Here is a 20,973-nt window from a genome sequence, read left to right on the forward strand (position 1 = left end):
GTCTATCCGGCGTGTGGCCGGTCGGATGTGCAAGCCTCGCGGATGAACTTCCGATCGCGCCGATTTACGTAGGCTGATACTGGTTGCCTCTGGGTTGTGTTTTTGTTTGCAAGACTGGCGGTCACTTGCGGGATAACGCAGTTTTTTTCGAGAAAGATCGACCATTTCGATTTTGAAAGTGTCTCCTCGCTGGAACCTGCATTACGGCTTCAGTCAACCCTGGCCACTTCAGCTGCCTGATCTGGAATCAAGAGAACCCGGTAGGTGGTTCCCTCGCACTTGAGCAGATAGGCGGTCTGATTTGGGACGGACTCGGCCTCAATGCGATCCGCAGAACTCGGATTTTTGCAAGGGAAACCTTGGCTTCGCACTTGGTCGGCAACGACGGTGGCCACAGTGTCCTGGTCATTGGCTGCGGCGGTCGCTACGGAACCGGCAACACAGATCGACAGGAAAACGCCGGCGCCAATGGATGAAATCTGCAACAGTGCTCGATTGCAGTCCATTTGTAGTCTCCTCGTCATATTTCGGCGCAGCCGCTGCCGCGGAAAATCGGTGGCTTCGAATTTGGAAGCCGTCCGTCGTAGACCGTCACAGCGTGATCGTCTCTGCAGGTTCGCGGCCGCCAGCGCTCTATCCCCCAGGCCAACGGGAACGACGTTTATCTGCTCGACATCTGCTTGCCACTTTCGGCCCGTTTTCAATTGGGGCCGCCTTCCATCATGTTCGACAGCAGCCTACCGGCTGGTTTGTGGGCCGGCTTTGTCTGCTTTGCGGCTGCTGGCGCGTTCTTGCGGTTATTCCCGTTGCGATCGTAGAGTGTACCCATCGGTGGATGCTGCGTGTCCAATCGGGGTCTGTCGTATCGGCGGACCGAGGTCAGTTCGTGCGGTGCGCTGGGAATCCACGTACTTAGCGTCACCTGGTGCGGTCCAGTACTGGTGATCCGAAAATATGAACGGCCGCAGCTGCGGCCGCCCCGGCGGTTGTTGACCCATCTGTGGTCGGACCACCCAAAATGCGTTCGTCTTCGTCGTCGACGACGATGTTTCGAGCGCGAAGGGCTGGTCGATTTGTTGGAATCGGTCGGTTTGCAAAGCAAGGCATTTTCGTCTCCGACCGAGGTGTTCGACATGGAATTGCCGAACCTTGCGAGCTGCTTCGTGCTGGATATTCGTATGCCGCACATCAGCGGTCTCGACTTTCAGGCCCGCCTTGTCGCGGCCGGCGTCCGTATTCCACTCATATTCATGACTGGTTATGACTGGCCACGCCGACGTTCCGATGGCGGTGAGCGCCATGAAGGCAGGTGCAGACGAATTTCTGACGAAGCCGTTTCGCGAACAGCAAATGCTAGATGCCGTCACAAGAGCCATCGAGATGGATGGCATGCGCCTCGATCGCAGTCGACAGGCGATCGAGACGTTCACCCGATTTCAGACGCTGAGCGAGCGCGAACGCGAGGTCATGGATCTCGTGACGGCAGGATTGATGAACAAGCAGGTTGCCGGAAGGATTGGCATGGTGGAATCCACGGTTAAGATTTTTCGTGCTCAAGTCATGAGAAGGATGGGCGCGCAATCCTTGGCAGACCTTGTCAGGATGGCCAAACTGATGCGCTCTGCGCCCTGCTCCCATAACCCAGTCTCACGGCTATTTTGGATGGACCTAAGTAGTAGTCCAACCCGCCGATCGGATACGAATTCTGTACCAAGCAAGAATGGAGACTCGGACATGCTTCCTTTATCCGGTGGATCTCGATGAGGCGACACAGGCGATCGAACGGATCATCGGCAATACCCTGCGCGCCGCCGATGTGGTCAGAGGTGTTCGCGATCTCGTCCGGAAAACCCGCCCATGGAGCCTAAGGTCTACATCAACGACTTGATCAAGAACCTGCTCAGTCTCGTCAGTCTCGATCTGCGCCATCGAGGCGATGAGCCCGGTGCAGGATCGACAGAGAAGATTGCGGATCAGCACCCGGCTTGACAAAAAATGGCGATGTGCAGGTTGCGGTCGAGGACACGGGGATTGGGCTCGATCCGGCGCTTGCCGAGCGTATCTTCGATCCCCTGTTCACGACGAAATGCGAGGGCATGGGTTTGGGACTATGGATATGCCGCTCTATCATCACGACCCACGGCGGCCGGCTGTGGGCCACCCCCAATCTTCCGCACGGCAGCATTTTCCTGTTCGTCGTCCCAAGCACGGTTGGGTCAAAAACAGTTGCGCCAAGTCGATGCCGGCAGACGATGCGAATGAACTGGCAAGCCGAAAAATTTGTTGGCGGCGCTGCATGTTCATGATTTCGTTCGGCGGCATGAGAAGGCGACATGCCTGAGAAATACCCCAGGTAGCCAGGCTTGCCTGCAGGCGGTTGGTCTCTGTGCCTTCGCACGCTGTAGACCTCATGCTGCAGCCCCGCCATTCCCGGCGACGGCGGGGCTGCGGCGGGACGGTGGTGCCTTCTCTACTCGGCCATGAACTTCTGGAGGTTCCTGCCCGCAGTCGGGTGAGCCTTGAACGAGTTGATGCCGTCAAACCATCCATCCTGAGGGAAGTCGCCGTATTGGCTGCTGCCATGCTCACCGTTACGGCCGTGATCGCCGTCGTGGCCACCGTGCGACGAGGCGGCAAAGGCCCCGGTGAGTGGGATGGCGACGATCATCGCGGCAAGCGCCGCCTTCAGAGGGATAGAACGCATAATTAACTCTCCTTTTCGTTGAGGAAGGCGGCCATTTTGTCAACCGCGCATTCCGCCTACAGGCACTCGGGAACTTTCGGGTAGCGATGGGTCGTCTCGCCTCTCTTGTTCTCGGCCTGCATCGCTTATCTAGCAACTGTCGTAAGTAATATGTAGTAAATCAAGGTATCACACTGGTATAAGTTGGTATGGAGTTTTGGTGTTTGGCGCCAAGGACGAAGTCTCGATTTTCGCGCCGAGCTCCCTTGAACTGAACCAGGCTGAATGTGAACTGAACTAGGTTGGCCCGACGGCTGCAGGACTGATCTGTACCTTACTGCCTTCGGCAAGTTCGACCGGCGGATTCAGGATCACCAGGTCACCCTGCTTGACGCCGTCACGGACCTCGACCTCCGTTCCGAGATCGCGCGCCACCGATATCTTTCGAATATGCGCAATGCCGTCCTCGACCACGGCAACCTGCAACCCATCGGCGTTGAAGATGATCGCATCTGCTGACACGGAGAAGCTGGGCGTCTTGCGCGGGATCTGGAGTTTGACCGTGCAATAGGTGCCGGGCGTGAGGACACCGTCAGGGTTAGGAAGGTCGATTTCGGTCAGCAAGGTCCGCGTGCCCGGTGCCAGCGCATCGGCAATCCGCGTCACCGTGCCCGGGAAGGTACGGTCGGGGATTTCGGGGACCTGGAGCACAGCCTCGACCCCCGGGGTCAGTCCAAAGGCCTGGTCCTGGGGGACGTAGACCTGGGCACGGATCACATCCCCCTGCATGATGGCGAACAGGAAAGTGCTGTTGGTCGTGTCGGCCTGCACCAGGCTGCCGATATCGACGTTGCGTTGAGTGATGACGCCGTCGAATGGGGCGACGACCTGCTGGTACGCCTGTTGCTGGTCGAGCACGCGCAGTTGGTCGAGCTGTGCATTCACATTGGCCTGCGCCACGCCGACAGCCGCCTCCTGTGCCTTGAGGCTTTGGACGTCGATCGTACCCTGCTGCTTGGTGATCCAGCCCTGGTCCACCAGGGGTTTGTCCCTTTGCCACGTCACCTTTGCGAGATCGAGATTGGCTTGTGCCTGTTGCAACGCCGCCTTGAGCTGTCCCAAGGTTGCCTGGGCCTGCAAAATCTGGTCATCGAGTTCCGGCACGGCAATCTTGGCCAGCAACTGTCCCTTCTTGACCTTGTCTCCGATATCGACCTCGCGCGTCTCGATATAGCCGCTGGCTCGTGCGAAGATGTCGGCGACGTCGTAGGCGGTTGTGGTGGCGGGCAGACTGACTTGCACGATGTCGTCGCTCGGCCTTACCGCCGCCACACGCACCTGCGGGATGAAGTCACGCGCCTGTTCGGCGGCCGCCGCGAGTTCGCGGTTGCGCGAATAGTATCCCTGGACGCCATAGGCCAGTCCCGTCGCCAGCAGGGTCAATGCGCCCAATGCAAGCAGCCAACCTCCGCCTCGGCGCGGCGGCCGCTCCGTTGCGCGATCCATCACCGTATCGTCGGGCTGATCCAGATGGTCCCTCGGCTTCATGCGATTTCCTCGTCGAAGACGCCGTGAGCCGTCTTGCCGTCCTGTCCGCTGCGCAGCATCGTGAACAGGTACGGCACGACGAGGAGCGTCGTGGGCGTTGCAAACAAAAGCCCCCCGATGACCGCGCGCGCCAGCGCGGCATTCTGCTCTTCGCCCGCTCCGCCGATCGCCATGGGGACCATGCCGACGATCATCGCGGCCGCGGTCATGAGCACGGGCCTGATCCGGGTATGACCGGCTTCGATCGCCGCGTTGAACGCGGACTTGCCCGCCAACTGCTGGTCCCGGGCGAAGGTCACGAGCAGGATGGAATTGGCCGAAGCGACCCCGACCGCCATGATCGCCCCCATCAGCGAAGGCACGTTGAGCGTCGTGCCCGTGATGAACAGAATCGTCACAATGCCGCACAAGGTCGCCGGCAAGGCAAGGATAACGACGAAGGGGTCGCCGAAGTTCTGATAGTTCACGACCATCAGCAAGTAGACGAACACGGCGGCGAACAGGATGCCGATGCCGAGGTCCCAGAAGGCATCGTTCATGCTCTGGATCTGGCCTATGACCTGGATGTTGTTTCCAGGCGAAAGCTGCTTCTGCAGGTCGGCAACGACCGCGCTGATCTGGCTGGAGACACTTCCCAGATCACGGCCCTGGACGCTTGCATAGACTTCGTAGACCGGCTGAACGTTCGCCTGGTTGGCGTTGGTCGGGAGACTGTCGCGCTTGAATGTAGCGACGTTACTGAGCTGCCCGGGAACCTCTGCACCGGCGGTGTTGATGGTCGAGGAAACAGGCGTGTTGCCGAGATCGTTCAGTGACGCGATCTTGTTTTCCGGCGTCTGGACGGCGAGATAGTAGGGGATGCCCGTGGTCGGGTCGGTCCAGAAGTTCGGCGATACCTGCTCGGAGGAACTCAGGCTCACATTGATGTTGCTGGCGATCGTGCTGGCATTGAGGCCGAGTTGCGCCGCACGCGTGCGATCGATATCGGCATAGAACGCCGGCGCGTCGACTTCCTGCTGCAGGTGTGCGTCGACTACACCGGGAATGGCTGCGATGCGGCGCCGCAGTTCCATCGCGATCCGCAGGTTGGTAGCGCGGTCATAGCCGACCGTACGAACATCGATCTGCGCCGGCAGCCCGAAATTGAGGATCTGCGTGACGATGTCGGCCGACTGGAAGTAGAACAGAACGTCTGGAAAGGCGCTGGGAAGCGCCGCGCGCAACTTGCGCACATAGTTGGCAGTCGACGCGTGGCCGTCTTTCAATGCGACCAGGATCACGCCGTCATTCACGCCGATGGTCGATCCATCGGTGAACGCCAAATTGTAGGCACGCGCCGGCAGGCCGATATTGTCGACGACAAGCTGGAGGTCGCGATCGGGAACGATCTCGCGGATCTTGTCCTCGACAGCCTGGAAGATCTTTTCCGTCTCCTCGATCCGGGTTCCCGCGGGGGTGCGCACATGGAGTTGGATCTGGCCGCCGTCGATCGCGGGAAAGAAATCGCGACCGACGAGCGTCAACAGCACAATGCCCAACGCGAGCACCAGGGCTGCAATGACGGGAACGATGAACCGGCGCCTGAGGAGTACGGCCAGCAACTCGGCATAGTGCAGGCGCATGGCCTCGAAACCAAGTTCGAACCTGGCGTGAAACCTACCGAACCAGCCTGTGGAGGCGCTGTGGCGCTCTTTTTTGAGCAGCAACCCGATGGTGATTGGAGTGAGCGTCCTCGAAAGTCCATAGGATGCGAGCATCGCGAACACGACGGCAAGACCGAGCGGTGTGAACAGATATTTTGCCGGACCTTCCAGAAAGACCACCGATGTGAACACGCAGCTTATGGCCAGCGTCGACACGAGGGTCGGCACGGCGATGCCGGCGGCTCCATGCAGCGTCGCCTGCGGCAGCATCTGTCCTTCCTCGGTGAGCAGCCGATGGGTGTTCTCGAGCGTCACCGTCGAATCGTCAACGAGGATGCCAATCGCCAGCGCCAGGCCCCCCAGCGTCATCGTATTGAGCGTTTCGCCCAGGAAATACAGAGCCACGACCGACGACAGGATCGCAAGCGGGATCGAGATCAGGACGACCAGCGTCGATCGCCACGATCCGAGAAACAGCAGGATCATCAGGGCGGTGAGCGCGGCCGCGATCACGCCCTCCCGCAGCACGCCGGCGATCGATTGCTTGACGAACACCGACTGGTCGAAGAGCTCTCTGATTTCCATGCCGGGAGGCGCCGCGGCACGCGCCGTCTTCAAGGCATCCCGAACGGCATCGACCACGTCCAGCGTCGAGGCATTGCCGTTCTTGATGATACTGAGCAGAACCGAATGCCGGCCGTTCTCGCGAACGATGTTCTGCTGAACGAGCCATCCGTCATGGACTTGGCCGACATCCTTGACGAAGACCGTGGCGCCATTCACGACCTTGACCGGAATGTTGTTGAGCTCGTCGATGGTTGCCGGCGTGGCGTTGGTGCGCACGACATACTGCGTGTTGCCGATCTTGGCGGTGCCCGACGGCAAGGTCAGGTTCTGGGCGTTGACCGCGCTGACGACGTCGAGCGGCGTCAGGCCCTTGGCCAGGAGCTTCGACGGATCGAGGTCGACCATGATCTGGCGATATTTTCCGCCCGAGGGTGTTGGCAGCGTGACACCCGGGATCGGGGCCAGTTGCTGACGGATCCGATAGATGCCGTAGTCGTAGAGCTGCTGTTCGTTGAGGGTGTCGGAGCTCAGGCTGATCTGAAGGACCGGCACGCTGGAGGCGTTGAACTGTACCACGAGCGGTGCTTGGATTCCCGGTGGCAGGAGGGCGCGAATGGCGTTTGTCGCCGAAACGATCTGCGCGATCGCGAGATCGAGATTCACATCCTGCTGAAAATAGATCTTCTGGACCGACAGTCCCCCTAGGGTCTGCGCCTCGATGTTCTTGATGCCATTGACGTTGGAGCTGATCGCGTACTGGCTGTAGGTGGTGACGCGCTGTTCCATCTCTGGCGTGCTGAGGCCGCCATAGCTCCAGATTACAGTCACCACCGGAATGTTGATTTCCGGAAAGACGTCCAACCGCATTTCGCGACTCGCGACGGCGCCGAGAAAGAGAATCAAGGCAGCCAGTACATAGAACGTGTGCGGAAATCGAAGCGCGAACCGAACGATGCCCATGTCTCAGCCGACGACCTTCCTGGCGACGTTAATCGCAACGGCTCGAGCGATGAACGTCGCCGTATTGCCGGATTTTGGTGTGTGCCTTCAAAATGACTTTGCGCCCATTGCTTTGAATGTCCGGCGCCGAGCGTTGCCCTGTGACGTCGCCAGCCTCATGGCCGAGCGCAATCCGCCCCCCCATGGCGGGCGCGACTGGTCAGTCATCTCAGCTTTGCTGGGGACGAATTGGTTTGGGCACATCAGTGTAGCGAAGTAGCGAACGAGACCAATCCTGCCCACATGTTGGAGCGAGCGCGCAGCGGACGGGTCGCGGGGACGGTCCGCCCAGGCCGCCAGGCCCGCCCGCACGCATCGCCGGGGTCGTTTTAAATCTGATGTCATCGGCCGGCCGCAGCCAGAATGAGCTCGGCGACCTCCTTGGGATGGGAAACCAGCGACAGATGACCCGCATCGATCTCCACGGTTGTCGCGTGCATGCGTTTGGCGAGAAACCGTTCGAGGTCAGGGTTGATCGTCTTGTCCTGCTTCGACACCGCATAGAACGATGGCTTGGAATGCCATGCGGCTTCGCTGGTTCGTCCGCCGAAGATAGCCGCCGCGGTGGGTTCTTGAACAGCATACAAGATCTTCGCTTGCCTGGGCGCGACGCCGTTCGCAAAGTATTTCAGGAATGAATCTTCGGACAATTTGGAGAAACCATCATTCACCTGGATGCCGGCCCGGACGGGTCCTGCGGGAAATTTTGCGGAGAGAGCGACGAAATCCTCACCCGCATCCGGTGCTCGCGCAGCCACATAGACCAGCGATGTGACCTTGGGATCAGCCCCCGCTTCGCTGATGACGGTGCCGCCCCAGGAATGCGCTACCAGCACGGTTGGTCCATCCTGCAGCGCCAGCGCCCGGCGCGTCTCCGCGACCGAGTCCGCCAGCGACGTCAGTGGATTCTGCACTGCGGTGACGCTCAGGCCGGCTGCCTGAAGGAGCGGGATCACCTCGGCCCAGCTCGATCCGTCCGCCCACGCTCCGTGCACGAGCACGACGTTGCGCGCCATGATATGAACGGGCTTGGGATTTTCGGCAGCGTCTGCCGCGGCTACTCCCGACAGGCCGAGAGTGATGGCAATCGCGATGGCATTGATGATTTCGCGCACGGGTTTCTTCCTTCCTTTTCGCAAACAGTCGAACGCGCCGATGACCGAGATGAGGGCCGGCGATGCCGTAGCAAATCCTGCGGTCAGCTGCGTTGCCGAGGCGTTTGCGGAGGCAGCTCGTTGCGACAATCTCGATTTCGCGGTTCGGCGTCTTTCAGAAACGCCCTTGCCTTTGTCGCCGCGCACGGACAGGTCCGGTGCGAACGTGATGGGCGCGCCAGCCGTCCGCGGCGACCGAAACACCAAAAGGGCGGTGGATCGCTGATGCGACCCACCGCCAGTTCGGGCGCCCACGGGAGGAGCGGATGGGCGCCTCAGGAGTTCGGCAGAATGGTGCGTGCGCGGCGTGCGTGGGAGCTTCGCCTCCAAAGCAACGCTTCGCCGCGCGGAAGAGGTGCGGCGGCAAACATCGGATGAGGGGCAAAGAAAAGGGCGACGAGAAGTCGCGTAGCGGAAAGCTCGTCGCCGGCCGTTGGCAGCGCTAGCATGGCACACTCCCAAACCCGCCCATCGAGTGCCCAGGTCGCGTGTCGCGCTTGCGGCAACTGCTCTGCCGCCGCCCGTACACACAGGCGGCGGAGCTGCCCACGGCTGGGCTGAGGGAGCGTGGACAGCCTGTGGCGACCACGGTCCCCACCACAAAGCGCGCCTAGCGCCGCGCCCCATTTCGCAAACACGAAGTCGACTCCCCGCTCCAGCACGACTGCTTCGGCAATATAGGGTTCCAAAACCCCAAACTGCGACAGCTCGACATTGCCGCTGGCGTCATCGCTGCCGCGGCCGAACCCGTCCAGCCACTTGGCAGCGACCCAGCGCGACGCGGCTCCAAGATCGCCGCTGCGGAGCCTCCTGGAGGCAGATCGGTATTGGTCCAAGGAACTCATTTTCGCCACTCCAGTTTCCTCTCGAAGCAAATCTCGCAGACGTCAGTCAACGATCAACACCTCGAAAATTATTGCCACTCGGCCCATTCGCTTTTGTGTAGGAACGTTCGCCCAAGAGATGCCCGCGATCTCGAAGCGGCAGGGAATACGTTCATCGTGAGAGGAGAACCGAAGGCGCGCGAGTTCTCATCTATGATCAACCCGCCTCGGCACGCGAGCGTGAAATGCGGATCGGAATTGCCTTGTAAGAGGGCGTGAAGCTCATCGGATCGTGCGAATAGAGCGGCACGAGAGGATTTGCCTCGGGATAGTAGGCAGCACAGCTGCCATTCGGGAACGAATAGGGGACGATCCGAAAATTGGACAGGCGGCGTTCAACGCCGTCGGTGGACACAGTGATCAAGTCGACGCGGTCGTCGGCCTGGAAGCCACGCCTTTCTATCTCCTGTTCATTGAGGAAGATCACGTCGCGCTGACCGAAGACACCGCGATATCGGTCGGACATCGAATATATCGTGGTGTTGTACTGGTCATGACTCCGCACCGTCGTCAGCCATAGTACGTCGAGGCTGTCCAGGGGCGGATCCTCGCCGAGGCCGTCGAAGACAAGGAAATTTGCCTTGCCGGAAGCTGTCGCCCAGATGCGTTCACGCGCATTTGACGTCAGATGGAAGCCGCCGGGTATGCGAATGCGAGCATTGTAGCCCTGGAAGATCGGGAACACGTCTTCGATCGCATCGCGGATAAGGTCGTAGTCGGCGGTAAAGCTTTCCCAGTCGACGACTGAACGTGCACCCATTGTTGCCCGCGCAATGCCCGCGACGATTGCAGGTTCGCTCCTCAGGTGCTCTGAGGCCGGAACATTGCGGCCGGCCGACGCGTGAACCATCGACATCGAATCCTCGACCGTGATCGACTGCGGCCCTGTGGCCTGGACGTCGATTTCGGTGCGCCCAAGGCAAGGCAGGATCAGCGCGTCGCGCCCGTGTAAGAGATGGCTGCGATTGAGCTTGGTCGACACTTGGACCGTCAGGTCGAGCCTGCGCCAGGCAGCGCGCGTCACCTCCCAGTCGGGGATGGCGGATACGAAGTTGCCGCCCATGGCGATGAACACTTTCACCTTGCCGTCTTTCATGGCCTCCAGCGCGGTCACGACGTTGTGGCCGTGCTGGGACGGCGCCTTGAAGCCGAAGCGGCGCTCAAGCCGATCGAGAAATTCCTTTGTCGGCGTTTCGGTGATGCCTACCGTGCGATCGCCCTGGACGTTGGAGTGACCGCGCACGGGGCAAAGTCCGGCGCCTTCACGTCCGATATGACCGCGCAGCAACGCGAGATTCGCCAGTTGTTGCACGCTTTGAGCGCCCCGCCGGTGCTGCGTGATACCCATGCCATACACAATGATCGCTCGTTCGGCCTGCATATAGGCGCGAGCGGCGTATACGATGTCGTCGCGAGTGAGTCCTGACTGAGACACTATGTCTTCCCACCGCGTTGCCCGCAGGTCGGCGGCGAGAGCTTCGATACCCGTCGTATGGCCCTTGATGAAGTCCCAGTCGAGGACAGCCGGCAGTTCGTCTGCGCACGCCGCATCGTCTGCCTCCATGAGAATTTTCATGAGTCCCTTCACGACCGCGACGTCGCCGCCGACACGCACCTGATAAAGCTTGGCGCTGATCGGCGTCGACGTAAGCGTTGCCATTTCGATCGGGCTCTGGGGCGACTGGAATCGCTCCAGAGCGCGCTCGCGGAACGGATTGAAAGACATGATGGTTGCGCCCCGCCGTGAGGCATTGCGCAGGCTCGTCATCATACGAGGACTGTTTGTGCCTGGATTCTGTCCGAAGATGAAGATGCAGTCCGTCTTATCGAAATCGGATAGCAGGCAGGTACCCTTGCCAACACCGAGCGAGTGCGGCAGGCCGACGCTGGTAGCCTCGTGGCACATGTTCGAGCAATCAGGGAAATTGTTGGTGCCGAACTCCCGCACGAAGAGCTGGTAGAGGAAAGCTGCCTCGTTCGAGGTGCGGCCGGATGTGTAGAATTCGGCCATGTTTGGATCCGCCAATCCGTTGAGGTGGCGGGCAACGGTTGCAAAGGCTTGGTTCCAATCGACCGGCAGGTAGTGGTCGGATGCGGCGTCGTAGGCCATCGGATGAGTCAATCGCCCAACCATCTCGAGATCGAAATCGCTCCAGCTTGAAAGCTCGGCAACGGTATGGGCAGCGAAAAACTCCGGCGTGCAGCGTTTCGCCGTGGCTTCCCAGGCAACCGCCTTGCCCCCGTTCTCGCAAAACTCGAAAGATGAGGTGTGCTTGGGGTCGGGCCAGGCGCAGCCGGGGCAGTCAAATCCCTCCGGCTGGTTCATGCGCCCCAGAGTGGCTGCCCCCTTGATCGGAATCCCTTGCTCGACAAGGTGTTCGCCCAGCGCCCTGAGCGCTCCCCATCCGCCGGCCGGGGCATTGTAAGGACGGATATCATTGGCCATCGGACATACCTTTACGGAGAGCTGAAGAATCCTTCCTGGCAAGAAGAATTCCACCAACAGCATCATTCCATCGCAGAGGGCTGCCAGCGATATCGCCTAGGTTGCGCCGGCAACGCTGCGGAGCGGCAACTCTCCCGTAGGGGTCAGCTTAATGGGCCGCGTATCCGACCCACGAGGCCGGTAGCCCCTAACGGCGGGATCGCTGTCGCAGGGGCGATCTGCTACATCCGTGCGGTTGCCGCAACGCCAGCGATAGGGTGTCTCGCCAACGGAACGTCCGAAGACCGTGGTGAAATGGGCTTGGTTCTGAAAGCCCACGCTCAGCGCCACATCGACCAGGGTCATCTCGGTCTGGCTGAGCATCTGCTTGGCGCGGTCAATCCGTCGCCGCAGTAGGAATTCATGCGGGCGAATGCCGGTGGCCGCCCGGAACTGTGCGGCGAAATACATTCGGCTGAGCCCCGCCACTGCTGCCATATCGGCGAGCGCAATCTTCTTATCGAGATGTGAATCGACGTATTCGACGATCCGCTTCCACCGCCATCTCGGCAGGGCCGCCGTAGCGCGTGCCCTCGGATCTGGCTCTGGACCCGAACCCAGCGTGAGCAATCGGGTTACGATAGCAAGGCGGACTGCGTCGGCATAGAGGTCGCCAAATCCATTATGACTGCCTTCGGCCGCCTCGAGCGCTCGGGAAAGACGCTCGACGACCGGATCAGAGGAATGCCGTTGCGGGACCAGTTCGGCAAGGCCGAGATCCCGGGGCGTGTCCAAGATACTCAGCCCGCCAATCGCGCTTCGGTCCGCTTCGGCGCATTGCGCCAAGGCCCCTCTGGGCACCGCCGCGGGACCAGGGTCTGCCGCGGCATTTGCATGCATCATCAGACCACCGCGAGGCGGTCGCTGCATAGCTGCGGTGGGCACCGAGAGAACGACATTCATATGAGTGAGGGGGATCGAAATCATCCCGGAATCTCGCGCCATCGGATAGGCATCGCGCCTTGCGTCGGATGGATCGAACAATGATGAGCCGAAGTCGGGCGTTCGGCGCTGACCGTCGGCTTGCATCACTCGCGCTATGCCTTTGCGTCGCGGGAGGATGGGCCGATCCTCTCCCGGCCGCCGATCGTCATGTTCGGGTTCTGACGATGAGTCGAACTGCATTGAACCAAGCTCCTCTGCCTTCAGAGTTTTCCTCTGCTTGTGGGGCCAAGGTACACGGGTGGGAAAACAGCTCCATTAAATGGCAGTCTGAATGGATCATATCATCAGCTATGCTGCGCATACGAAGGTATCAACTATTGGCGGCGGCGCCTTCGGCGCTCTGGCGATCCAGGCAGGCCGCTTGGCGGCGGCAGGCTTCTTCTGCAAGCCTTTTGACGCCGCGCCATGATCAGGTGCATAGCCGACGCGATGAACTGCTAATGCGAAGACAAGCCGGAATGACCTCTTCGTGGTTATTCAAGCGCTGCCATCTCCATGCTCCTGGGCAAAGTCGCTTACGTTCCGAATCGGCACTTGCGTTCGTTCCGGGAAGATTACCGCCAACCTGTGCAGTTGAATTCCAGGTGGGTTTCGAGGATCGCCTACGTCTTCCCCTGGCGGGTCTCGTTGCCAAATTATGCTAAGATGGCGCTGTGCCATTCCGCAGCGGGAATCGTGAGAGGCGTATTGCTATCGTGACAGCAGGTTCCAATCCAGGCCCATCCGCGTCGACCGTCTATGTCATCGATGATGATGACGCTGTGCGGGATGCCCTGAGCGGCCTGTTCAGATCTGTGGGGCTGCATGTCGAGTTGTTCGCCTCCGCCAGACAATTCCTACAGGGCAAACTGCCGGCAACGCCAAGCTGCCTCGTGCTCGATATCCGGTTGCCCGGCGTAAGCGGGCTCGATTTCCAGGTTCATCTTGCAAAGTCGAACATTCAAATGCCGATTGTCTTCATGACGGGACACGGCGATGTCCCGATGTCGGTGCGCGCGATGAAAGCCGGGGCAATCGACTTTCTGACCAAGCCGTTCCGGGAACAGGACATGCTTGATGCGGTCTTCGGCGCACTCGAGAAGGACCGTTTAAGGTGGGAAACCGACCAGGAAGCGGCAACGCTATCAGCCCTCTACAAAACACTGACTTCTCGCGAAAAGGAGGTCATGTTCTTCGTGACCAAGGGTTTGATGAACAAGCAGATCGCGGGTGAGATGGGCCTCAGCGAAATTACGGTCAAGATCCATCGCGGACATCTCATGCGCAAGATGGCGGTTCGAACCTTGCCCGACCTGGTACGGATTGCAGAACGGTTGGGCGTTCGAAGCGTAAACCGCTAGCGATGTCAAAGTCGTCATTCAGTATGGACGAAAATCTTCCGATCCCGCCCCTCCAGATGTTCTCGATGCTGTTGCCGCGACCCGACCACACTGCGCTCCGGCGTTCGCCGGATAATCACCCCGTGACGCCGCGCCGGCGTGGAAGGTGTGCCTTGGGCTCGTCATGAAAACGGCGCCGTTCAGTCTTCGCTCACTCTGGTCGTCGCGGCCGCGCAACACCTTCGAGGATCGATCGCAACTCCTCTCTGCCTCTGACGATCCGCGACGCCAGCGTGCCCGCTGGAATGCCCAGCGCCTTGCTGGCATCGTCGTAAGAGAGGCCTTCAACAGCGACAAGCACGAGTGCTGCGCGCCGTTCGGGGTTGATCTGCTGAAGCGCGGAGAATACATCCACCGACATCAGCCTCTCGGCCTCTGGCGACATAGTGATCGCATCAATCGTTTTTGAGATCGTGGTCACCACCTGGGCGTGGCGTTTGGCGCGCCGCAATTGGTCGATGAACAGATTGTGCATGATCGTGAGCAGCCAACGGCGTGGCGTATCGCCTACCGTCCAATTCGCCATCCTCGACAGTGCGCGTTCGAGGCTGTCCTGCACAAGGTCATCGGCGGCATCGCGGTCCCGCACCAGCGCGCGCGCATAGCCGCGCAGCCGTGGAATCTCCTCAACGATCGCTCGCCTGCGTTCGTCGGCGATTTCGGCCTCCGCAACGCTTGCCGTGCGAAAACGCGGCTGCCGCGAAACACTAGGCGGAAGTTCGAGTTGGGTCGTGTTCATGGTCTTCAGGCGGTGCGCAATGGCGGCGATTGCAACTCGCCATCCGGACTGAACCCAGTCCGACAGGCACCAGACAGCCACAACCATCCGCTAGTTCGAGACTGCATGTCTGGTCTCCAATGCATGTGCGGCTGCCTCTCCTGACTGCTGCTGCGTCCAATCGACGCTGTCGGCTGGGGCGCCGTCGGCGCTACCATGGCGGACCCGACAGAGGGGTTCTTTTCGAAACGACTGCATTCTTTCGCGATGCAATGTGGGCAGCTCGATGCCTAGGAAGGAGGTGTTCGCGCGAGTGCCAGGCCGATCACTCGGCCGGGCCAAATGACATCCTCGCCGCGGGGGCGGGCATGCCTTCCGCACCGCCCCTCAGATAGGTCCAATAAAGAGGAAGCCCCGTGAACAGGAATCCGCCAGCAATGTTGCCCAGGGTCACGGGTATCTGGTTCCAGTACCACCAGTCTGCGAAGCTGATCTTGGCCCCGAGCATCATCCCCATGGGAATAACGAACATGTTGACGACGCAGTGCTCGAAACCGAGCGCGAAGAAAGCGAATATTGGCAGCCAGCATCCGACGATCCTGCCGACGACGGACGTTGAACTCGTTCCCATGACGACACCGAGGCATACCATCCAGTTGCAGAGCATGGCCTTGACGAAACCGGTCACCAGTCCATCATATCCATACGGCTCATAGGCGATCGTCTTCGCTTCGGCGAGCGCGCGCAGATGATCTCCGAGCGCACCCGCCCCGACAATGCCAACATCGGTCAGGACGACATAGAGCAGCCCGGCAAAGGCGAGGGAGCCGAGCATGTTGCCGACAAAAACCCAGAACCAGTTGGCCAACATTCGGCCGACCGTCGTGCGGCGAGCCAGCACGGCCAGTGGTACCAGTCCGAAATTCCCGGTCAGGAGCTCGAGGCCGAGGATGACGATGATGGCAAATCCCACCGGGAAAATGAGAGCGCCGACAAGCGCGACATCTGTTTGAAGCGCACCCTGCAGGGCCAGGCTCGTTGCGAAGGCGAGGAGCGCGCCGGAAAGCATGCCGCGGATCAAAAGATCGGGAACGCCGTGAGCGGCTTTGGCGGCGCCAAAATCCACCATTGCCCGCGCGATTTCGAGCGGTGAGAGGCTGTCATTCATGATCGCCGTCCTTTCGGGTCAGGCACGTCTCCCGTGCGCCGCTAACCAGGACTGGAATAGCCGTCGGCATCTCGCGGCGACATCCTACGCAGGGCAACCGGATTAGGCGCTTGATTTAGGTCCAGACATTCCTTGGTATGCCTTGTCGGCCGCGGTCAGGTCGGGTGCCGGTCCGGAAACCGCCGCGCACTCACCGACGAGGACGTGCAGCGGACCGTTGACGATGGCGACGTCGAGTCCATGGGCGCTGCGCGGCGCGCCACGAGGTCGAAGACGATCGACGCGCCAGCATGGCCGTGAGGATCTTGCATCTCGGTGATCTGCGTCGCGTCGCGCATGAACAGCGGCTCGACATAGAAGTTCGACGTGCCGCCACGACGAAATCGACCGGTCGCCCGGCACGTCGATGCGTGGCATCTTGTCGACCAACTCGTTGCTGCGCAATGAGGATCCCTTGCTGACCGCGGTCGCCTCGATAGCGACAGGCGGATCCTCGGCGTTGGACCAATCTAGAGATTGCCCTCGCAATCCGCACAGGGTGCCACGGTGTGCGCGACATGCGTCAGATTGATGAAGCAGCGCGAGAACAGCTCGAGACAGGTATGATCCGCACAGAAGTCGATCTTGCCGGCCTGACAGGTCGAGGTGCTCGGCCAGCACCATGCACGGCCGTACGATGTGCAGGTTCTTCACCAGCGCGGAACCGAGCGGCGAGAAAATCGGCCTGGTTCTGGTTGTCGCGTTCGAAGGCACACCCGGTCGCCGGAACGGACCACGGCCTCAGCAGCTTCGCCTCGCCTGGTGGGAGACCAGACTGCCCCTGGCGTAGCGGGTGGCGGCAGCCAGGCGTTGCTCGCGCGATTGTCGGTCCGTTCCCAAGCTTGTTTCGATAGACCGCTCGTCTGGCATTCACGGACGAACCTCGTGCGCTGGAAGGAAGCCGCCGCGCCTTCGCGCACGACGGCTTGCGAGTTCCAATTCGTTCCCTCGCCGATCGTGTGGGCGGCCTCTTCGATGAGGGCGCCAACCTGCACGGGATGAGCTTCGTAGACCGGGCGGTTGACACCCGGCACGGCGATGTTGGGGGCCGTGGCGCTCACATGGTGGAAGCGCTCGATGTCCGGATTGATGATCTAGTCGTTGCTGGCGACCATGTCTCAACTCGGCTTGGTCTTCCACGCCACGGCGGCCGGGGTTGAGCGTGACTGACCGGGCCTTAGTTATGGCCCCCGAGAGTATTCACATTCGCGCAGAAGGCGGTGTATGGCTGCACCATGCCTGCGCATTCGTTCTTCATCGCTTGTTGCTTTTCGGCAGGCATAGCCATGAATACGTCTTTGAATTCCTTCAGCGGCTTCATGGTTTTCATGCTGGCATCCGTAAAGAACGGCTTCATAGTGTCTGGCTCACCCAGCGTGCCGGCAAGTGCAATGCCGCCGGACGGCGAAAACGCAATTGCTGCACCGAGGCAGATAGCTTTGATGTTCATGGGTATGGTCCTTCCCTGGCTCAATGGTGGTACCAGCGACAAACTGCGTTGGCGCGTAGAAAAATAACCCCCTGACCTGACTTGTGTATTTTCTCTAACCGCTAGGCTTTTGTCTGAAAGACTGTTGATGACTGACCATGCCATGACGAATGCGGTCGCAGCAATGGAGGGGCGACGAACGGCACTTTGGATGGACCGGGTTATGTCAGAGGGCCGACCATGATCTGGACGTCGTGCGCTCGGCCGCAGGCGAGAGAAAATCGCGACGTCCCATAGCCGGCGATGATAAATGCTTATCAATGTCATAGTGGGCAATGGCGTTCAAAGAGTCTCTTCAGCCTTCCTCACGGAACTCCCCCAGAAAGGCATGGCGCGGATCTTCCTTGCCACGCAGGTGCTTCACAGGCCGATCAACCCCGGCTTCACCCAATGCGCCGCCAGCCGCTTTCATGCTCTTTTTCGCCAACTCTGCGTGCTCTTGAACGTGCTTCCAAAGCTGCTCTCGGATTGATTCAATGCTGGTGCCTCTCTGACGCGGGCGCCGGATCGACCTGCTTGCACACAATCGTCAATTATCTGATCGCATTAGATATAATCTAATGCAACCCAAGTATAGTTTCTTTCAACGTGGATCAGAGGTACACTTTTCTGCCCGGACACACCCTGGCTTTCGTTCGAGAGGAGAATAACATGAAACCGGCAGGAGCAATGTTAGCAACTATTGTCTTGGGTGCGGCGGTCGTGACCAGCTCGGCAACCGCGGGTCTTGCCGCGCATGGCGGCGGCCATGGCGGGGGGGAGGGCGGCTTTGGCAGCGGCCATTTTGGCGGAATGCCGTACGTAATGCACGGAGGAGGACTTGGCGGCTCCGACATGTCCTATGGAGATCACTCTGGTGGCTACTCCCACCCCTATTTTTATCACGGCGGCCGGTACCGTCCCTACCCATACTATCCATCTTACGACGATGACGACGATTCCGGCTACTATTACTACAATTCTTACTGCGCGCGCATGCATTCCAACTACGATCCCTATACGGGCGCCTATGTCGGTAGCGATGGACGTTTGCACTATTGTTCGTAAGGCCGTCCTCGTATCCGCCTGCTCAGAGCAGCGCAGATGGATCACTTGTCTTACTCCGCCAGGTCGAAGGAGACAGGTGCATCGTGCCTTGTGTACCCAGGCTGACAAACCTGCGGCCCCCCGCATCGGTTATCTTCCCAGAAAGATCGCTATCTTTCGCGTCGGCACGGATCGGTCGGTTATTTTCTGCCCGCCTATGGGCGAGTTGCATCGGGCAATATTGAAATCGCTGCGGCGTTCTCAAAAGACCTCTTGCTTTGCTTTGGCGAGTATCGAGGCGTCCAGGCATCGGCATTTCTTGTGTCGGTGACCCGTGCACAGAACGCCGACGAATGGCAATATTGGATGGATGGGCAAAGCCGCGTGGCGATGTTTTATGCCGCTTCGCGCGAAAACGGCCGACTTCAAACCCGACGATATCGGCTATGAGAGCGCGGCCAAGGACATGCATCCAGGACATCGGGACACCGAACGGCGTCCGGGCAGTATTCAAGGTACCAGAATACGAGGAGGTTTGACTATCCGACTGGCTCACCGATACGCCCCGGAACTGGTTTGGCAGCACCTGAACATAGATTCGACGGTGCTCGCGAAATTTCCAAACGACGGGCCAACTATCAGTCCGGAGTGATTTGGAAGCGGTGCGAGGGCAATGTCGCACGCCCTCCTCTTCTTCGTCGCCGCGACACCATACGTTTCATTGAGGATTTTCCATGTCGACCTATCTAATCAACCACCTGCGAATCCCTGGCGATGTACCCAATGATGAAGGTCTGTCCTATCTCGAGCAGGTTGAGGCTACCGTTGCACCCTATGGCGGTAAGTGGCTGGCGCAGGGCTCAGTCGACGTGCTTGAGGGAGCCTGGCCGGGCTCGGTCGTGCTGATGGAGTTCCCAAGCCGGGATACTGCGAGCGCCTGGTACAATTCAGCCGCATATCAGGCGATCGCACCTTTGCGTGTCCGCAGCGCCATCTCCGACCTCGTCCTGATCGACTCGCTGCCCGAGGGCTTCACGATCAAGGAATTTGCCAAGGACATCCGTCGGGCGCTCAAAAAAGCCTAAAACGTTTGCTTTGTCTCGTCAGCCCGAGCGACGTGCTGGCGCCATACAGAGTTTCCAGGCGCGTGCGCGATATCGACGTTAACTCTGATGTTCGCTCGTGCGGGGCGCACGCGATTGGGAAACTCTGGAACGCTGAAAGCCCCCGCGGAAAGTGGCGCCGCCCGTCTATCCCTAGCTGCGCTGCTTGGCCCTGTTTGCACCGCCCCACAGCGAACCGGGATTTGCGTGACCCGGATACAGCGCCAGCATCGCGTCGTAGAGTTCTCGAGCGTTGGACGTGATTGCATCGAGGCGGTTGAAATCGCGCAGATATTGTTGCGTCTCGGCAACGATGCCTGGGTCGTCCTTGTTCGCCGGCACCTTGTGGCCGGCGATCACCGCCTTCGGCTTCAGGGCAGCCAGCCTGTCCAGCGTTGCAATCCATTCGAGCCTGCTTTCGGTATTGGTCTCGCCGAGATACGGGTGGATGCCGTTGTAGACCACATCGCCGCCGACGATCAGGCCCAAAGACGGCACATGCAGGACGGTGGAATGGGCGGTGTCCGTGCGGCCGGTGTCAACAACATCCAGCTCGTGGCCCTCCAAGTCTATCGTGCCGCTCTCAAGCGGATCGGCGATGCGCAGATGCTCCGGAATTTGGTTGGGGAAGAGGCGGCGCCAGAAGTCTTTCTGCCACGCCTCGGTCAACTGGCTGCGCATGGCCCCAACCACCTCTGGCGCGGCGACGGCGCGTGCTTCCGGGAAGTGTCCCAGCAATGCCGCCAAGCCGAAAAAGTGGTCCCCGTGACCATGCGTCACATAGATGGTGATGAGCTTCTTGCCGCTGACAGCAACCCAGTCCACCAGCGTGCGTGACTGCTCTACTGTCAGGAACGTATCGACCAGGACCGCGTCGCGCGTGCCGTGGATCAGCGTCGAGGAGTTTGCCACCCACGCCAGGTTCTCCTTGCCCGGCGGCAGATCCCGGGTAAGCCCCGGCCGCGTGACGGTCAGCACATCCCATTGGAGGCCGCTGAGGTGAGGTGTGCTCGATGTCATAGTCATTATCCTTATTCATAACTTTACCGTATGTCCTAGAACCGCCCGCGCTCGACTGATGCGGAATGGACGTTGGGGCAGCTCCGGCCGACGTGACGCCCGGCTCGTTCCCCGCCATCGACC

Annotated in this window: 20 protein-coding genes and 1 pseudogene; 9 read left to right on the forward strand and 12 right to left on the reverse strand. The window is 60.2% G+C overall.

Annotation, left to right across the window (positions count from 1 at the left end; translation table 11 throughout):
- Positions 1-209: 209 nt before the first annotated feature.
- On the reverse strand, positions 210-506 hold the full coding sequence (locus NKH95_RS01520; protein ID WP_352890709.1) for a hypothetical protein: 297 nt from the start codon (positions 504-506) through the stop codon (positions 210-212).
- Positions 507-996: 490 nt separating this feature from the next.
- On the opposite strand from NKH95_RS01520, the pseudogene NKH95_RS01525 reads away from it, so the two are divergent.
- The 3 genes and pseudogenes from NKH95_RS01525 to NKH95_RS01535 all read left to right on the forward strand — a co-directional run.
- Positions 997-1,617 (forward strand): annotated as a pseudogene (locus tag NKH95_RS01525) (response regulator transcription factor); the annotation flags it as partial.
- Positions 1,618-1,857: 240 nt separating this feature from the next.
- Complete coding sequence (locus tag NKH95_RS01530; RefSeq protein WP_352890711.1) at positions 1,858-1,989, forward strand: hypothetical protein; 132 nt, start codon at positions 1,858-1,860, stop codon at positions 1,987-1,989.
- Complete coding sequence (locus tag NKH95_RS01535; RefSeq protein WP_352890713.1) at positions 1,986-2,306, forward strand: ATP-binding protein; 321 nt, start codon at positions 1,986-1,988, stop codon at positions 2,304-2,306. The genes NKH95_RS01530 and NKH95_RS01535 overlap by 4 nt, the downstream gene beginning before the upstream one ends.
- Positions 2,307-2,470: 164 nt before the next feature.
- On the opposite strand, the gene NKH95_RS01540 is transcribed toward NKH95_RS01535, so the two are convergent.
- The 4 genes from NKH95_RS01540 to NKH95_RS01555 all read right to left on the reverse strand — a co-directional run bounded on the left by NKH95_RS01540 (position 2,471) and on the right by NKH95_RS01555 (position 8,510).
- Positions 2,471-2,704, reverse strand: a complete 234-nt coding sequence (locus tag NKH95_RS01540) for a hypothetical protein (protein WP_352890715.1) — start codon at positions 2,702-2,704, stop codon at positions 2,471-2,473.
- A gap of 276 nt (positions 2,705-2,980) precedes the next feature.
- Positions 2,981-4,126, reverse strand: coding sequence for an efflux RND transporter periplasmic adaptor subunit (locus NKH95_RS01545; RefSeq protein WP_352890718.1), 1,146 nt, complete (start codon positions 4,124-4,126; stop codon positions 2,981-2,983).
- Positions 4,127-4,227: 101 nt separating this feature from the next.
- Entirely contained in the window at positions 4,228-7,401 is a 3,174-nt protein-coding gene (locus NKH95_RS01550; protein WP_352890720.1) for an efflux RND transporter permease subunit, read from the reverse strand.
- A 380-nt stretch (positions 7,402-7,781) separates the two neighbouring features.
- Positions 7,782-8,510 carry an alpha/beta fold hydrolase gene (locus NKH95_RS01555; protein WP_352890862.1) on the reverse strand — a complete coding sequence of 243 codons (729 nt, stop codon included), beginning with the start codon at positions 8,508-8,510 and terminating at the stop codon, positions 7,782-7,784.
- A 22-nt stretch (positions 8,511-8,532) separates the two neighbouring features.
- On the opposite strand from NKH95_RS01555, the gene NKH95_RS01560 reads away from it, so the two are divergent.
- Entirely contained in the window at positions 8,533-8,820 is a 288-nt protein-coding gene (locus tag NKH95_RS01560) for a hypothetical protein (protein ID WP_352890722.1), read from the forward strand.
- 815 nt (positions 8,821-9,635) lie between these two features.
- On the opposite strand, the gene NKH95_RS01565 is transcribed toward NKH95_RS01560, so the two are convergent.
- Both NKH95_RS01565 and NKH95_RS01570 read right to left on the reverse strand, forming a co-directional pair.
- A complete protein-coding gene (locus NKH95_RS01565) occupies positions 9,636-11,924 on the reverse strand; it encodes an FdhF/YdeP family oxidoreductase (RefSeq protein ID WP_352890864.1) in 2,289 nt (762 codons plus the stop codon).
- A 96-nt stretch (positions 11,925-12,020) separates the two neighbouring features.
- Entirely contained in the window at positions 12,021-13,088 is a 1,068-nt protein-coding gene (locus NKH95_RS01570) for a helix-turn-helix transcriptional regulator (RefSeq protein ID WP_352890724.1), read from the reverse strand.
- 91 nt (positions 13,089-13,179) lie between these two features.
- Here NKH95_RS01570 and NKH95_RS01575 point away from each other — a divergent pair, with 91 nt between their 5' ends.
- Together NKH95_RS01575 and NKH95_RS01580 are read left to right on the forward strand one after the other, a co-directional pair.
- Positions 13,180-13,317 (forward strand): hypothetical protein, encoded by a 138-nt coding sequence (locus NKH95_RS01575; RefSeq protein WP_352660892.1) that lies wholly within the window; start codon positions 13,180-13,182, stop codon positions 13,315-13,317.
- A 286-nt stretch (positions 13,318-13,603) separates the two neighbouring features.
- Positions 13,604-14,248 (forward strand): response regulator transcription factor, encoded by a 645-nt coding sequence (locus NKH95_RS01580; RefSeq protein ID WP_352890727.1) that lies wholly within the window; start codon positions 13,604-13,606, stop codon positions 14,246-14,248.
- Between the two features lie 190 nt (positions 14,249-14,438).
- Here the strand turns inward: NKH95_RS01580 and NKH95_RS01585 are convergent, their stop codons facing one another.
- The 3 genes from NKH95_RS01585 to NKH95_RS01595 form a co-directional block, all read right to left on the reverse strand.
- On the reverse strand, positions 14,439-15,113 hold the full coding sequence (locus tag NKH95_RS01585) for a sigma-70 family RNA polymerase sigma factor (RefSeq protein ID WP_352890729.1): 675 nt from the start codon (positions 15,111-15,113) through the stop codon (positions 14,439-14,441).
- A 217-nt stretch (positions 15,114-15,330) separates the two neighbouring features.
- On the reverse strand, positions 15,331-16,173 hold the full coding sequence (locus NKH95_RS01590) for a formate/nitrite transporter family protein (protein ID WP_352890731.1): 843 nt from the start codon (positions 16,171-16,173) through the stop codon (positions 15,331-15,333).
- A gap of 1,216 nt (positions 16,174-17,389) precedes the next feature.
- Positions 17,390-17,662 (reverse strand): hypothetical protein, encoded by a 273-nt coding sequence (locus tag NKH95_RS01595; protein WP_027043693.1) that lies wholly within the window; start codon positions 17,660-17,662, stop codon positions 17,390-17,392.
- A gap of 289 nt (positions 17,663-17,951) precedes the next feature.
- Here NKH95_RS01595 and NKH95_RS01600 point away from each other — a divergent pair, with 289 nt between their 5' ends.
- The gene (locus tag NKH95_RS01600; RefSeq protein ID WP_352890733.1) at positions 17,952-18,173 is read left to right on the forward strand and encodes a hypothetical protein; all 222 of its coding nucleotides are present in this window, start codon (positions 17,952-17,954) and stop codon (positions 18,171-18,173) included.
- Between the two features lie 179 nt (positions 18,174-18,352).
- A complete protein-coding gene (locus tag NKH95_RS01605) occupies positions 18,353-18,748 on the forward strand; it encodes a hypothetical protein (RefSeq protein WP_352890735.1) in 396 nt (131 codons plus the stop codon).
- A 22-nt stretch (positions 18,749-18,770) separates the two neighbouring features.
- Here the strand turns inward: NKH95_RS01605 and NKH95_RS01610 are convergent, their stop codons facing one another.
- Positions 18,771-19,283, reverse strand: coding sequence for a hypothetical protein (locus tag NKH95_RS01610; protein ID WP_352890737.1), 513 nt, complete (start codon positions 19,281-19,283; stop codon positions 18,771-18,773).
- Positions 19,284-19,461: 178 nt separating this feature from the next.
- Between NKH95_RS01610 and NKH95_RS01615 the strand changes: the two genes are divergently transcribed.
- Positions 19,462-19,812, forward strand: a complete 351-nt coding sequence (locus tag NKH95_RS01615) for a DUF1330 domain-containing protein (protein WP_027043691.1) — start codon at positions 19,462-19,464, stop codon at positions 19,810-19,812.
- 171 nt (positions 19,813-19,983) lie between these two features.
- Here the strand turns inward: NKH95_RS01615 and NKH95_RS01620 are convergent, their stop codons facing one another.
- A complete protein-coding gene (locus tag NKH95_RS01620; RefSeq protein WP_352890740.1) occupies positions 19,984-20,850 on the reverse strand; it encodes an MBL fold metallo-hydrolase in 867 nt (288 codons plus the stop codon).
- Positions 20,851-20,973 lie beyond the last annotated feature (123 nt).

Origin of the sequence: Mesorhizobium sp. M0848, assembly GCF_040319805.1 — a bacterium.
Classification (GTDB): Bacteria; Pseudomonadota; Alphaproteobacteria; order Rhizobiales; family Rhizobiaceae; genus Mesorhizobium.